Source organism: Arthrobacter sp. AG1021, from assembly GCF_003633665.1.
GTDB classification, from domain to species: Bacteria; Actinomycetota; Actinomycetes; order Actinomycetales; family Micrococcaceae; genus Glutamicibacter; species Glutamicibacter soli.
In genome coordinates this window covers 17,256-30,935 of the sequence record NZ_RBLB01000010.1, presented here as the reverse complement: position 1 = coordinate 30,935, position 13,680 = coordinate 17,256, and the positions used below count along the sequence as shown (strand labels likewise).

Annotated in this window: 10 protein-coding genes and 2 tRNA genes; 9 read left to right on the top strand and 3 right to left on the bottom strand. The window is 64.8% G+C overall.

All coding sequences use genetic code 11. The features are described from left to right. The first annotated feature begins 99 nt into the window (after positions 1–99). The 3 genes from DFO58_RS13705 (at position 100) to DFO58_RS18560 (ending at position 3,461) form a co-directional block, all read left to right on the top strand. The gene (locus tag DFO58_RS13705; protein WP_120991434.1) at positions 100–2,220 is read left to right on the top strand and encodes a RecQ family ATP-dependent DNA helicase; all 2,121 of its coding nucleotides are present in this window, start codon (positions 100–102) and stop codon (positions 2,218–2,220) included. Between the two features lie 30 nt (positions 2,221–2,250). Beyond that, positions 2,251–3,180: a hypothetical protein gene (locus tag DFO58_RS13700; protein ID WP_120991433.1), complete on the top strand. Its 930-nt coding sequence runs from the start codon at positions 2,251–2,253 to the stop codon at positions 3,178–3,180. 122 nt (positions 3,181–3,302) lie between these two features. After that, entirely contained in the window at positions 3,303–3,461 is a 159-nt protein-coding gene (locus DFO58_RS18560; protein WP_157359297.1) for a hypothetical protein, read from the top strand. A gap of 505 nt (positions 3,462–3,966) precedes the next feature. Here the strand turns inward: DFO58_RS18560 and DFO58_RS13695 are convergent. Beyond that, positions 3,967–4,058, bottom strand: a tRNA-Ser gene (locus DFO58_RS13695). A 63-nt stretch (positions 4,059–4,121) separates the two neighbouring features. Then, positions 4,122–6,212: a prolyl oligopeptidase family serine peptidase gene (locus DFO58_RS13690; RefSeq protein ID WP_120991432.1), complete on the bottom strand. Its 2,091-nt coding sequence runs from the start codon at positions 6,210–6,212 to the stop codon at positions 4,122–4,124. Positions 6,213–6,268: 56 nt separating this feature from the next. Here DFO58_RS13690 and DFO58_RS13685 point away from each other — a divergent pair, with 56 nt between their 5' ends. After that, positions 6,269–8,308, top strand: a complete 2,040-nt coding sequence (locus tag DFO58_RS13685; protein WP_120991431.1) for an FAD/NAD(P)-binding protein — start codon at positions 6,269–6,271, stop codon at positions 8,306–8,308. 73 nt (positions 8,309–8,381) lie between these two features. On the opposite strand, the gene DFO58_RS13680 is transcribed toward DFO58_RS13685, so the two are convergent. Then, a tRNA-Ser gene (locus DFO58_RS13680) sits at positions 8,382–8,469 on the bottom strand. A 50-nt stretch (positions 8,470–8,519) separates the two neighbouring features. On the opposite strand from DFO58_RS13680, the gene DFO58_RS13675 reads away from it, so the two are divergent. From DFO58_RS13675 to DFO58_RS13655, 5 genes are all read left to right on the top strand, one after another. Next, positions 8,520–9,509, top strand: coding sequence for an NAD(P)H-quinone oxidoreductase (locus DFO58_RS13675; RefSeq protein ID WP_120991430.1), 990 nt, complete (start codon positions 8,520–8,522; stop codon positions 9,507–9,509). Between the two features lie 111 nt (positions 9,510–9,620). Continuing rightward, a complete protein-coding gene (locus tag DFO58_RS13670) occupies positions 9,621–11,855 on the top strand; it encodes a carbon starvation CstA family protein (RefSeq protein WP_286163609.1) in 2,235 nt (744 codons plus the stop codon). A gap of 2 nt (positions 11,856–11,857) precedes the next feature. Next, a complete protein-coding gene (locus DFO58_RS13665) occupies positions 11,858–12,049 on the top strand; it encodes a YbdD/YjiX family protein (protein ID WP_053797362.1) in 192 nt (63 codons plus the stop codon). A 150-nt stretch (positions 12,050–12,199) separates the two neighbouring features. Then, positions 12,200–12,649, top strand: a complete 450-nt coding sequence (locus DFO58_RS13660; protein WP_120991429.1) for a hypothetical protein — start codon at positions 12,200–12,202, stop codon at positions 12,647–12,649. Positions 12,650–12,713: 64 nt separating this feature from the next. Beyond that, the gene (locus DFO58_RS13655) at positions 12,714–13,556 is read left to right on the top strand and encodes an aldo/keto reductase (protein ID WP_047117948.1); all 843 of its coding nucleotides are present in this window, start codon (positions 12,714–12,716) and stop codon (positions 13,554–13,556) included. Positions 13,557–13,680: the final 124 nt, after the last annotated feature.

Below are 13,680 nucleotides of genomic sequence, written 5' to 3'. Positions count from 1 at the left end.
ATGGGAATTGCCTTACATTTCAGGCCCGTGCCGCACCGCGGATCCCCAGCGCGCGTGCGGTGCGGGCATTTCGTGGGTGGGAACTGAAATACTGGGGGCATGGATGCCTCACTGCACTCGGACCTGCTGTCCTCCGCCACGGCCAAGCTGCGCGCCCTGGTGCGCAACCCGGACGCGCAGTTCCACGACGGCCAGTTCGAAGCGATCAGCGCGCTGGTGGCCCAGCGCCGCCGCGCCCTGGTGGTGCAGCGCACCGGCTGGGGCAAGTCCGCGGTGTACTTCATCGCCTCTCTGCTGCTGCGCGAGCAGGGCTTCGGGCCGACGCTGATCGTCTCCCCGCTGCTGGCGCTGATGCGCGACCAGGTGACCGCCGCCGAACGTGCAGGGGTGCGCGCCGCGGCGATCAACTCCGCGAACGTGCTTGAATGGCGCGAGATCCTGGAGAAGCTGCAACGCGACGAGATCGACGTGCTGCTGGTCTCCCCGGAACGGCTGAACAACCCGTCCTTCCGCGAACAGCAGCTGCCGATGCTGCTGGACCGACTGGGTCTGCTGGTGATCGACGAGGCGCACTGCATCTCCGACTGGGGCCACGACTTCCGCCCCGACTACCGCCGCATCCGCGATTTGATCAACAAGCTGCCTGCCGGGCTGCCGGTGCTGGCGACCACCGCGACGGCCAACTCCCGGGTGGTGGAGGACGTGGCCGAGCAGCTGGCCGGGGGAGCGGGGGAAGTGTTCACCCTGCGCGGCACGCTGGCCCGCGATTCGCTGCGCCTGGGGGTGCTGCGGCTGCCGTCCCCGCGCATGCAGCTGGCCTGGCTGCTGAGCCATATCGAGGATTTCACCGGTTCGGGCATCATCTACACGCTGACGGTCTCCGCCGCGGAGGACATCGCCCGGATGCTGCGCGAAGCCGGCCACCAGGTGGCCGCCTACACCGGGCGCACCGATCTGGAAGAGCGCGAACGCCTGGAAGCGGCATTGAAAAACAATGAGGTCAAGGCCCTGATCGCCACCAGCGCGCTGGGCATGGGCTTCGACAAGCCGGATCTGGGTTTCGTGATCCACATCGGAGCCCCCAGCTCTCCGGTGGCCTACTACCAGCAGGTCGGCCGCGCCGGCCGCGGCAGCATCAACGCCGACGTGCTGCTGCTCCCGGGGACCGACGACGCTGAGATCTGGGAGTACTTCGCCACCAGCTCCATGCCTGACCAGGTGCGCGCCACCGCGGTGCTGGAGGCGCTGGGCCAGGCCGACGGAGCGATGAGCGTCCCGGCGCTGGAGAGCGCGGTGAACTTGCGCCGTTCCCCGCTGGAACTGCTGCTGAAGGTGCTGGCCGTGGACGGCGCCGTGGAACGCGTGGCCGGCGGCTGGATGCGTACCGACCTGCCTTGGTCCTACGACGCTGACCGCTACAAGCGCGTGGCCGCCAGCCGCGTGCACGAACAGCGGCTGATGATCGACTACGAGAACACCCGCGGCTGCCGCATGGAGTTTTTGACCGCGTCGTTGGACGACCCGCGCTCCGCTGCCTGCGGGCGCTGCGACAACTGCGCCGGCGCCTGGTACAACGACCACATTCCCGAAGAGTCCAAGGACAACGCGCAAAATGCCCTGGGACGCGCCGGGGTGAGCATCGAACCGCGCAAGCTCTATCCCTCTGGACTGAATCGGCTGGGGCACACGCTCAAGGGCAAGATTCCCGAGGACGAGCAGGTCTCGATCGGTCGGGCGCTGGCGCGCCTGACCGACCTTGGCTGGGGCAACCGGCTGCGCCAGCTCTTCGCTGATCCCGCCGACCACCCGATCGACAAGGCAATGTTCGAGGCCTGCATCAAGGTGCTCTCGGAATGGAACTGGGAACAGCGCCCGGTGGGCGTCGTGGCGATGCCGTCCTCCACCCGCCCGCAGCTGGTCACCTCGCTCGCGCAGCAGCTGGCCGCCGTGGGTCGGCTGAGGTACCTGGGACAGCTTGAATACCGGGGGAAACCGCCGCAGAACGGGCCGGGCGGCAACTCGGCCTTCCGTGTTGCGGCGGTGGCCGATGCCTTCGAGATCCCGGAACCGCTCGAGGCGCTGCTGGCCAATGCTCCGGGGCCGGTCATGCTGGTCGACGACCTGACCGATTCGCGGTGGTCCTTGGCCATGGCCGGAAGGGCCCTGCGCATCGCCGGGGCTCCCGGTGTTTTGCCTTTCACTTTGGGAATCGCTGGGTAAATGTTCAGTTAAACGAAGTACGCTGGATGTATGGAATTTCTCATCTGGCTCATCGTCATCATTGCCGTGATTGGCCTGGGCTACCTCGGGTTGCAGTCGCTTCGCAAGAAGAACTCCGCGGAAGTCGCCCAAGCGGTGACGCGTGAGGCCGCGCAGGCGGCCAACGCGAAACTGGACGATGCCTCGCGCAACGCCATCTACCGCAACCTCGCCAAGGGCGATGTCATGGGTGCGGTGCAGAATTACCGCGCGGTGACCGGCGATACGGTGAAGAACTGCGTTATTGCCGTGCGCAGCCTCGACAAGTACCCGCAGACCGCACCGGCCAAGGAGCTTCCGGTCAGCGAAGAGGACATCCAGGCGCTGCGCGAAAAGCTGGAAGCGCAGACCGCCATCGATGAGGGAACCCCGGCTTCCGAGCCCGCCCAGGCCGAGCAGCTCCCTGCGGCAGGCCCGGCGTCTTCCGAGGATTCCTGGGTCATCCCGCAGGAATGGCATGACCAGTTCGGCTCCGAATCCGAGCCAAGCGCCACCCACTTCAAGATGGCGTTCGAACTCGACGGCGAGCAGCGTGAATTCTCCAGCGAGCAGCTTCCGCCCAATGAATACGACCAGCTGTTTTCCATGCTGCGCGATTCGAACTTCGCCGGCGCCGCAAGTGTCCTGCACGGCTACACGGGGCTGCCGCTGGAAGACCTGGAACGCATGATCGCCTCCTCACCGATGTCCGGAGACAACATCCAGGGCAATGTGGCGGACTTCCGTTTCGAGGGCCAGGGACCCGACGGTCCGGTGCACTTCGACGCAGCGGACCTGCCGGAAGCCGAACGCGAGGCGCTCTTCAACGCCATCGCCGATAACGACCTGCAGAGCATGACCGACATCATCGCCCGCCACACCTCGCTGCCGGACGACATCGTGCAGAACATGCTGCGCACGTTCGTCAAGCGCCAGGACTAGGTGCCGGCGTCGCGCGACTGGGAGATCCATGAACGTTGGGGACACGCCGTTGTACCAGTGGAAATGACTTGTTAGTCTGGATTCCACATTTCGCCGCAACGAATTGTGGAAGGGGATCGACCATGTCAGACAAGAAGGCCGACAGGTCCCAGCCGGGCGAGACAATCGGCGACGACGCACTGCGCAACGAGTTGCTCAATGCCGAAGCAGCCAAAAACCTCAAGCAGGCTGAAGACCAGGTCAAGGAGACGGCTCACGACGTTGAACGCAACCTCAAATAGATAGTGCTTTGCGAAAACCCCGGGTTTAGACCCGGGGTTTTCGCGTATCCGGAAGCGGCGACGCCACAAGCGCCCGGAATTATGAAACCGACGCGCGGAAAATTCCTCGAGAGTGTCCTTGTTCACTGTTTTCTTCAAGCAAATAAGGTTTAAACGCTCCTACCCAGAGCGTGCTCGTCGCTACCTAGTTTGTCTCTGCAAACTACCTAGTTTTAGCGATCTGGTCGATATTTCTTGCTTCGGGATGAAATGAGCAGTAATCTCAGAAGTGCGTTAAGCGGTTGACTGGACATTATGGGGATGCTTCTGGTCGCTGGAACATTTGGTTGGGGGACCGGGTGTTCACCGTGTAGGCCCCGCAGGATTCGTTAGGATTCTGCGGGGCCTGACCATTTAAGTTGGAGAATGCCGGAACCGGACGTGCGGATCGCCCTACCGCGGCGCCGGATAGTCTCGGGGAGGAAGCTTGTTAAAAGCAAAACCCCCTAGTCATCTAGGGGGTTTTTGGCGGACACGGGGGGATTTGAACCCCCGGTCGAGTTTAACCCCGACCCTTCATTAGCAGTGAAGTCCATTCGGCCGCTCTGGCACGTGTCCATCCGCTGTTTCCAGCAGAATTAAGCCTACCCGAAGATGGGCGCGTGTTCCAAAACGAGGGTTCTACCTGACCTGGCGCCATAAGAACTCGTAGCTGGTCGCCAGCATCTTGGCCGTGGATTCATTGTCTGTCGACCCTGCGTGGCCACCGCCGTCCGGCTCGTGATAACGCACGTTCTCGATGCCCAGATCCATCATCTTGGCCGCCATGACGCGTGCCTGCGACGGTCCCACCCGGTCATCCGAGGTCGTTGTCCAGATCAGCGACGCCGGATAGTCGTCGTGCGCGTGCGGCTGGTCCGAGAGCCGGTGGACGGGGGAGAAGGTGCGCAGGAATTTCCAGTCCTCCTCGACCTCGGGATCGCCGTACTCGGCAATCCAGGAATGCCCGGCGGCCAGCTGGGTGTAGCGCTGCATGTCCAGCAGCGGGACCCCGCAGGAGATCGCGCCGAACAGCCGCGGGTATCCGGAGATCATGTTGCCCATGAGCAGTCCGCCGTTGGACCGGCCGGTGGCCGCCAAATGCGCCCGCTGGGTGACTCCTCGGGCCACGAGATCCTCGGCGATGGCCGCGAAGTCCTCGTACGCGCGGTGGCGCTTCTCCCGCAGCGCCGCGCGGTGCCAGGCCGGGCCGTATTCCCCGCCGCCGCGGATGTTGGTCATGACATAGACCGGGCGGCGGCCGCTGGCGGTGCTGCGGCTGAGCCATCCGGCGCCCATGGCCGGTGCATAACCGGGAATCATGCTGTGCTGGAACCCACCGTATCCGTCCATGAGCACCGGGTTCTTCCCGTCCAGCGGCATCTGCTGGGCCGAGACCTGGAAATACGGAATCCTGGTTCCATCGGCCGACCGCGCGAAATGCTGCGTGACTTCGAATCCGGTGGCATCGAAGCGCTCGGGCGAGGTCTTGACGGCAGCCTGGCCGCCGCCCACGGTGCCGCGCAGCAGCGTGGTTGGCGTAATGAAACCGGTGATGGTCATCCAGTAGTCGTCCGGCCGTTCGCCATCCTCGTCATCCACCGCGGCCACCGAGACGCTGAGCATCGGGTCTTCCAGCGGAAGCGTGGACTGATCAAAATTTTTGATCAAGTCGATGACGCGGACTTCCGCGGCAACGTCCTTCAGGACCGTCAGCAGCACATAATTCGCAGTGAAGCTCAGCGACTGCAGCGAGGTGCTGGCATCCGGGGTGAACAGTAGCCGTTCCAGCGTGCCGTCCTCCAAGAACGACTCAAGCTTGGCCAGAGCCAGCGAGCCGGCGGGGATCAGCTGGCCTTGGTGCGTCCAGTCGGTCTGCGGGGCCAGCAGCAGCCACTCGCGGTGCAGGCTGACCTCGACATCGGTGGGCACCTCGATGATCCGGTGCTCTGAGCCGAGCATCACGCCGGTGCGCGAGTTGTAGAAGTCGATGGCATCCGTGGTGACGATCCGCTCGAATCCCGGGGTGGAGTCGAAGTAGCCGAAAGCTGCCACGTGCGCCAGATCCACCTCGTAGACGACCTCGGCGGCTTCGAGGTCCGCCCCACGGGAAAGCCGCCGCAGGGTGCTGGCGTAGGTGGAGCGCGTCGTGTTCGCCTCGGTGGTGGCGGAGCCGACCAGCAGGGTGTCCGCATCGATCCAGGAGACGTTGGTCTTGGCGACGGGCAGGTCGAAGCCGTCCTCCGGGAAGTCGAGGGCATCCAGGTCGAATTCGCGCACCCGCACCTGGTCGCCGCCGTCGGGACTGAGCCGGATCAGGGCACGGCGGTGCGGTTCGCCTTCGGCGGGACGCAGCAGCTGCGAGCCGGCGAAGTGCCACTCGCTGCCTTGCTGCTCGGCGTAGGCGTCGAGGTCCAGCAGGGTTTCCCATCGGGGCGAGTCCGTCAGGTAGGAATCCCAGGTGGTGCGGCGCCACAAGCCCAGGCGGTGCTCGGCGTCGCGCCAGAAGTTGTAGTAGTGGTTCCCGCGCTTGGTGACCATCGGGATGCGGTCCTGGGAATCCAGCACGGTCTTGATGCGCTGGACGGTGCCGTCGAACTCGGTGTCGTACAACTCGGCCTCGGTGCGTTCGGTTTGCCGTCGGACCCAGTCCAAGGCGGTTGCATCGTGGATTCCCTCGAGCCAGGTATAGGTATCGGGCAGATGGGCGGCGGTGGAAGCGCGGTCAGTCATGCTCACAGTCTAAGGCTCGGTGCGGAACGTGCGCCGGAGGGTAATACCCTAGGAGTGTGAGCACCTTGACGCAGAACCCCCGACCCGAGTTCAGCCTGTCCATCGTCGGAGCCGGGCCGCGCGGCACGAGCGTTGTCGAGCGCCTCGCCGCACTGGCCCAGAAGCTTCCCGATGCGGCGGTGCGTGTGCGCGTGACAGTTTTCGATCCGTACCGTCCGGGCTCGGGCCATGTCTGGAGCCCGAAGCAGTCGGACCACTTCCTGATGAACACTCCGGCCTCCTTCCCCACGGTGGCCCCGGAACGCCGGGGCAGCGAACCCGGGCTGAGCTTCCGCCAGTTCGTCGCCGCGCAGGGGGACGGCAAGCGGATGAGCGAAGCCCACGCTGCGCAGCTGCACGGCATCCAGGACGGCACCTATCCTGCCCGCGCGCTCTACGGCGAATACCTGGAGCACGTGTACGACACGAGTGCCGCGATCCTGGCCGCGCACCCCGGCTTCGAAATTTCCCATGTGCAGGCCGAGGTCGTGGCCGTGCGCCCCGAAGCGAACGGCTACCGCGTGGAATTCCGCCGCGGCCCGGAAGGGCAAGGCACAGCTGAAACACTGGAAGCCGACGGAGTGGTGCTCGCCCTGGGGCACCAGAGCGCGGAACTGAACCCGTGGCAGAAGCAGCTGCAGCGTTCGGCCGCCCAGTCCGGTGCCACCTACATGCCCCCGAACGTGCCAGCGGACCTGGACTACTCGCAGTTCGCCGCGGGCCAGCCCGCACTGGTCAGGGGACTGGGGCTGAACTTCTTCGACGGCATGGCGGAGCTGACCGCTGGCCGCGGAGGCATCTTCCGGGAAGTCGGCGACGAGCCCGGCTCCCGGTTCGAGTACGTGGCCTCCGGGCGTGAACCGCAGCTGGTGGTCGCCTCGCGCCGCGGAACGCCGTACTGGGGCAAGCCTGTGGTGGACCAGTTCATCCCGGACGAGATCAGCCTGCACCATTTCGACGCGGAAGAGCTCATCGGCAGGCTGGCCGAGGCGCGCGCCGGGAACCCGGAGGCGGCGCTGGTCTTCTCCCGGCATATCTGGCCGAGCCTGCACCGCGACATCCTGCTGGCCTACTACCGCCAGTGCGCCGTGAACTGCGACGGCCGCTGGGAGATTCCGGCCGCCGAATTCATCAGGTCGCTCGAGGCGATCCTGGACGCTGAGCACCACGAAGGCAGCCAGGTCTGGCTGGGCAAGCTGCGCGAATTCATCGCCGGCTTCCCGGAGATCAAATGGCTGGACGTGCCGGCCCTGGCCCGCCCCTTCGACGAGGTGGGCTTCGGCTCCAGCGAGGAGTACCAGCAGGCGGTACGCGACTACATGCAGGAGAACGCGCGGCGCAGCGCCGCCGGACTGGAAGATCCGCTCTCCCGCGCCATCATGACCATGAACCTGGGGCGCATGGTCATCAAGGATCTGGTCGCCAATGGGATCCTGGACGAGCAGTCACGCATCGAGGAAGTGCAGGCGCACTTCGAGCCGCTGGTTGAAGGACTGTCCTCCGGACCGCCGCTGCAGCGCATCGAGCAGCTGCTCGCGCTGTCGCGCGCCGGACTGGTGACCTTCGTCGGGCCGGATCCGGAATTCGGTTTCGACGAGGTCAATGGCCAGTTCACCGCCTCATCACCCTGGGTAGATTCGGAAGTGCACACCGCCCGGACGCTGTGCGAGGCCATGATGCCCGCCAACCGCGTCCTGCAGAACGACACCCCGCTGATCACCCAGCTGCTGTCCGAGCATGTGGCCCGGGTGCACACCTGGAACAACGCCGAAGGCGAGGTGCTGCCGGGCAGCGGCTTCGACGTGGTGGGACAGCCCTACCGGCTGGTCAACAGCGAGGGGATGGCGCACCGGGGGATTTTCGTGCTGGGCTTGCAGCTGTCCTCGGTGCAGTGGGGCACGGCCATCGCCGCCCAGGCCGGGAGCATCGAAAACCCCGCGGCCAGAACCTTGCAGGACGCGCAGTATGTGGTCAACGAGGTCGCCCGGCTCGTGGGGCTTCCCTACAACGAGCTGCAGCTGGAGCACGGCGCACCCGCTTATGAGATGCAGCCGTAGGTTCCAAGGAGTTCCCGTGGAATGAAAAACCTCCGGAACTCGGGGAACCGAGAACCGGAGGTTTCTACTCACGCGGATGGTATGGGATTTGAACCCATGAGACGGGGTTGCCGCCTACTGGTTTTCAAGACCAGCTCCTTCGGCCGCTCGGACAACCATCCAACCCGAAAAATTATACGGCATGAATAGCTAGGGACAGGAATTGGCAACGATGAACGACGTTATGAACGCCTATATTTACCGCGAAGCCGGCGGCCCGGAAGTGATCGAAGCGCAGCAGCGTGAAGTGCCTGCGGCGCGCCCGGGGGAGGTGCTGATCAAGACCGCGGCCTTCGGGCTCAACCGGGCCGATGTCCAGCAGCGCCGCGGCGTGTATCCGCCGCCGCCCGGCGCGAGCGACATCCCCGGACTGGAAGTGTCAGGAACCGTTGCGGCACTGGGTGAGGGCGTCACCGGGTGGAACCTCGGGGACCGGGTGGCCGCACTGTTGGCCGGCGGCGGCTACGCCCAGTACGTCAACGTCGCCCAGGAACTGCTGATCCGCATCCCCGACGGCATGTCCTTCACCGACGCGGCCGCGCTGCCCGAGGTGGCCGCCACCGTGGTGTCCAACCTGTTCCTGGAAGGCGGGCTGGGCCAGGGGCAGAGCCTGCTGGTCCACGGCGGCGCCGGAGGCATCGGTTCCATGGCGATCCAGCTGGCCAAGGCCGCCGGGGCTACCGTCTACGTGACCGCGTCCTCGGCCGACAAGCTGGAGTACTGCGCGCGGCTGGGCGCGGATGCGGGGATCAACTACAAGGAGGAGGACATCCTGGAACGCGTCAAGGAACTGACCGGCGGACGCGGGGTGGATCTGATCCTGGACGTGGTCGGCGCCAAGTACCTGCAGTTGAACCTCAAGGCGCTCGCCGTCGGAGGCCGGCTGGTAGTCATCGGACTGCAGCAGGGTGCCAAGGCGGAGTTGAACCTGGGACTGCTGCTGGCCAAGCGCGCCAGGATCATCGGCACCACGCTGCGGACCAGGCCGCTGTCCGAGAAGTCGGAGATCATCCAGGAGACAGTGCAGCGCGTGATGCCCTTGCTGTCGGAGGGCAAGCTGGAGCTGAACGTCGGCAAGTCCTTTGAATTTTCCGAACTGGCCAGGGCCCATGAATATTTCGACTCCGGCGTGCATACCGGAAAAATTGTCATCGAAGTTTGATTTGTCCCCATCGGGTGGGCGTAGAGTGACAGGCATATCCCCAACATCGTGACCTGCGGCATAGCCGCGGGTCACGTGCATCGCTTGTCCCCTACGAGGAGGTTGCTCCGAGTGAGTACCCAGAACACCTTGCCCCCAGCCGGCGTGGATCCGGATGTGGCCGAACAGGAAGAGAAGCGCTGGACCCCGCTGCGCATCGCGGTGTGGGTCGCCATTGCGCTGGTCGGCGGCATCGCCTGGTCCATGCTGGCTTTCTCCCGCGGCGAGACCATCAACGCCATCTGGTTCGTCTTCGCCGCGGTGGCGACCTATCTGATCGCCTACCGCTTCTACTCGAAGTTCATCGAGCGCAAGATCGCCAAGCCCAACGACTTCCGCGCGACCCCGGCCGAAAGCATCAACAACGGCCGCGACTACGTGCCCACCGACCGGCGTGTGCTCTTCGGCCACCACTTTGCCGCCATCGCCGGCGCAGGCCCGCTGGTCGGGCCGATCCTGGCAGCCCAGATGGGCTACCTGCCGGGCACCATCTGGATCATCGTCGGCGTAGTGCTGGCCGGAGCAGTCCAGGACTACCTGGTCATGTTCTTCTCCATGCGCCGCGGCGGCCGTTCGCTGGGCCAGATGGCCCGTGAGGAGCTCGGCCTGATCGGCGGCACCGCCGCGCTGATCGCCACCTTGGCGATCATGATCATCATTACCGCCATCCTGGCGCTCGTGGTGGTCAATGCCCTGGGCGAATCCGCATGGGGCGTCTACTCGGTCGGGCTGACCATCCCGATCGCGCTGTTCATGGGCATCTACCTGCGCTTCATCCGCCCGGGCAAGGTGCTGGAAGTGTCGATCATCGGCTTCGCGCTGCTGATGTTCGCCATCATCTCCGGACGCTGGATCGCCGAGTCGCCGTGGGGCGCCGAGCTCTTCCACCTGGACCGCACCACCATCGCCTGGGCCATCATCATCTACGGCTTCATCGCCGCGGTGCTGCCGGTCTGGCTGCTGCTGGCTCCGCGCGACTACCTGTCGACGTTCATGAAGATCGGCGTGATACTGCTGCTGGCCGTGGCGATCCTGGTGGTCCAGCCGCAGATCAGCGTCCCGGCCGTGTCCGAGTTCGCCTCGCGCAACGACGGACCGGTGGTGGCAGGGCACCTGTTCCCGTTCCTGTTCGTGACGATCGCCTGCGGCGCGCTGTCCGGCTTCCACGCGCTGATCTCCTCGGGCACCACCCCGAAGCTTGTCGAGAAGGAGAAGCAGACCCGTTTCCTTGGCTACGGCGGCATGCTGATGGAATCCATGGTGGCCATCATGGCGCTGGTCGCGGCGATCTCCATCGACCGCGGCGTGTACTTCGCGATGAACGCGTCCTCGGCCGCCACCGGCGGCACCGTGGAAACCGCGGTGGCCTTCGTGAACTCGCTGGGGCTGGCCGGGGTGAACCTGGAACCGGGCACGCTGAACGAGCTGGCGAACAACGTCGGCGAGAACAGTGTGGTTTCGCGCACCGGCGGCGCACCGACGCTCGCCGTGGGCATCGCCCACATCATGCACCAATGGTTCGGCGGCACCGCAATGATGGGCTTCTGGTACCACTTCGCGATCATGTTCGAGGCGCTGTTCATCCTGACCGCCGTCGACGCCGGCACCCGCGTGGCACGCTTCATGCTGCAGGACACCATCGGCAACTTCCTCCCGAAGTTCAAGGACAACTCGTGGCGTCCGGGCGTCTGGGTGTGTACCGCCATCATGGTGGCTGGCTGGGGATACATCCTGATCCTCGGCGTGACAGACCCCTTGGGCGGCATCAACACGTTCTTCCCGCTGTTCGGCATCTCCAACCAGTTGCTTGCGGCCATTGCGCTGGCGGTTGTCATGGCCATCATGGCCAAGCGCAACCAGTTCAAGTACCTGTGGGTGGTGGTGCTGCCGCTGGCCTTCGCCGTGGTGGTCACGTTCGTCGCCAGCTGGCAGAAGATCTTCTCCCCGGATGTGAAGGTCGGCTACTTCGCCAACCACTTCGCATACAAGGACGCGTTGGCCGCCGGCGAGACCTCGCTGGGCTCAGCCAAGACCGTCGAAGCCATGGAAGCTGTGGTCCGCAATACCGGTGTCCAGGGCTGGCTGTCCGTGGTCTTCCTGATCCTGACCGCCGTGGTCATCACCTCGGCCATCGTCGCCACGGTGAAGGCAAAGATCAATGGCGGAGGCGAGGACACCGAGGATCCGGTGGTCGAATCCAGGATGTACGCTCCGTCGGGGCTGATTTCCAGCCCTGCCGAGAAGGAGCTGGCGGCGGCCTGGAAGCAGGTTCCCCCGGAGCACCGGATCCACCGGGGCGGGCACTAGCGATGGCCGGCCTGCGTGAACGCCTGGGCCAGGCGAAGCGGTTTGTCGACGGGGTGCTGGGAGCCGACAAGTACCAGCACTACCTTGAACACCATGCGCGGACCCATCCGGGGCAGACCCCGATGACCGAGCGGGCGTTCTGGAAGGACTACTCCGACTGGCAGGACAAGAACCCGCAGGGGCGCTGCTGCTGACGTCGCGCAACCCCCGGCAAGGACGGGCAACCACAAGGTGGTTGCCCGTCCTTCCGTTGGGGGCCGACTGTGACATTTCGATATACAGCAAGGCGATACCGACCGGTAGGCTTGATACTGACTTGAAACGACAAACTGCAAAGTAGAGCGATGGCATTCTTCTCACGTTTGCGTGCACAGCGTGCTGCAAACCGCGAATTGGGCGAGGGCGTGTGGCGCCGTGCCCACGATCGCTTCACCCGATCCCTGGATCGCATATTCCAGGTGCTCGAAGGCATCAACGACGTCGAGGTCTACAACCAGCTGGTGAAGCCGGCTAACGAGATGGCCGATCTGCTACCGGTGGTGCGCCAGCTGTGCACCGATGCCCAGCGGATCACTCCCAGCGAGGATGAGGTGATTCCGCAGGCCACCGCCAGCGTGCACCGCTCGCTGACCAAGTCTGCCAACGACCTGGCGACCACCGCCCAGGTGATCGCCATGATGCGCATGCAGGCTGAAGCCGGTTCGCCGATCAATGTCCTGTCTGTTGTGCACCGCGCCCAGATCGTGAAAGAGGACGTCAACCGGGCCGCACAGCTTTTGGAAGCGCTCAAGTAAAGCTACCTTACGATGTTCCTGAAAATCCCTGCGGCCAGGGCTGGGGATGCACTAGATTAAGTGCATGACCCAAACTGTTCCAGAACTGAAATTCCACGACGGAAACACCATCGACCAGCTCGGCTACGGCGTATGGCAGGTGCCTGACGCCGAGGCTGAAATCGTGGTCGGCAAGGCCATCGATGCGGGCTACCGCCACATCGACACCGCCAAGATCTACGGCAACGAAGAAGGCGTCGGCCGCGCCATTGCCGCATCCAGCGTCCCGCGCGAAGAACTGTTCATCACCACCAAGGTGTGGAACGCCGACCAGGGCTACGAGAACACCCTGGCCGCCGCCGACGCGTCGCTGCAGCGTCTGGGCTTGGACTACGTCGACTTGTACCTGATCCACTGGCTGCAGCCCAAGCGCGGCACCTACGTGGACACCTGGAAGGCCTTGATCCAGCTGCAGAAGGACGGCAAGGCCAAGTCCATCGGCGTCTGCAACTTCACCATCGAGGCGCTGGAAGAGCTCTACGCCGAGACCGGCGTGCGCCCGGTAATCAACCAGGTGGAAACCCACCCGTACTTCCCGCAGTCCGAACTGCGCGCCTACGAGGCGCAGCACGGCATCCTGCACGAGTCCTGGTCCCCGTTGGGCCAGGGCGGCGACCTCCTGACCGACCCGGTTCTGGTGAAGATCGCCGAAAAGCACAAGGCCTCCGTGGCGCAGGTGGTCATCGCCTGGCACCTGGCCCTGGGCAACGTGGTCATCCCGAAGTCCGTGACCGATGCGCGCATCATCGAGAACTTCGCCTCGCTGCAGCTCACCCTGGATGACGAGGACCTGGCCGCGATCAACGGCCTGGACCGGGGAGCCGAAGGCCGTATCGCCGCCGACCCGGCCACCGCAGATTTCGCCTAGCACCCACTGCGGATGCGAAAAGGTCCTTGGTTTCAGCTGAAACCAAGGACCTTTTCTTCACATGGAGCCCCCTGCCGGATTTGAACCGGCGACCTGCTTGCTACGTGTTTTGCACTGCTCGCTG

Excerpts from the sequence above, each read along its gene's own strand:
- DFO58_RS13705 (WP_120991434.1), top strand. The coding sequence starts at position 100 with ATGGATGCCTCACTGCACTCGGACCTGCTGTCCTCCGCCACGGCCAAG.
- DFO58_RS13700 (WP_120991433.1), top strand. The coding sequence starts at position 2,251 with ATGGAATTTCTCATCTGGCTCATCGTCATCATTGCCGTGATTGGCCTG.
- DFO58_RS18560 (WP_157359297.1), top strand. The coding sequence starts at position 3,303 with ATGTCAGACAAGAAGGCCGACAGGTCCCAGCCGGGCGAGACAATCGGC.
- DFO58_RS13690 (WP_120991432.1), bottom strand. The coding sequence starts at position 6,212 with ATGACTGACCGCGCTTCCACCGCCGCCCATCTGCCCGATACCTATACC.
- DFO58_RS13675 (WP_120991430.1), top strand. The coding sequence starts at position 8,520 with ATGAACGACGTTATGAACGCCTATATTTACCGCGAAGCCGGCGGCCCG.
- DFO58_RS13665 (WP_053797362.1), top strand. The coding sequence starts at position 11,858 with ATGGCCGGCCTGCGTGAACGCCTGGGCCAGGCGAAGCGGTTTGTCGAC.
- DFO58_RS13660 (WP_120991429.1), top strand. The coding sequence starts at position 12,200 with ATGGCATTCTTCTCACGTTTGCGTGCACAGCGTGCTGCAAACCGCGAA.
- DFO58_RS13655 (WP_047117948.1), top strand. The coding sequence starts at position 12,714 with ATGACCCAAACTGTTCCAGAACTGAAATTCCACGACGGAAACACCATC.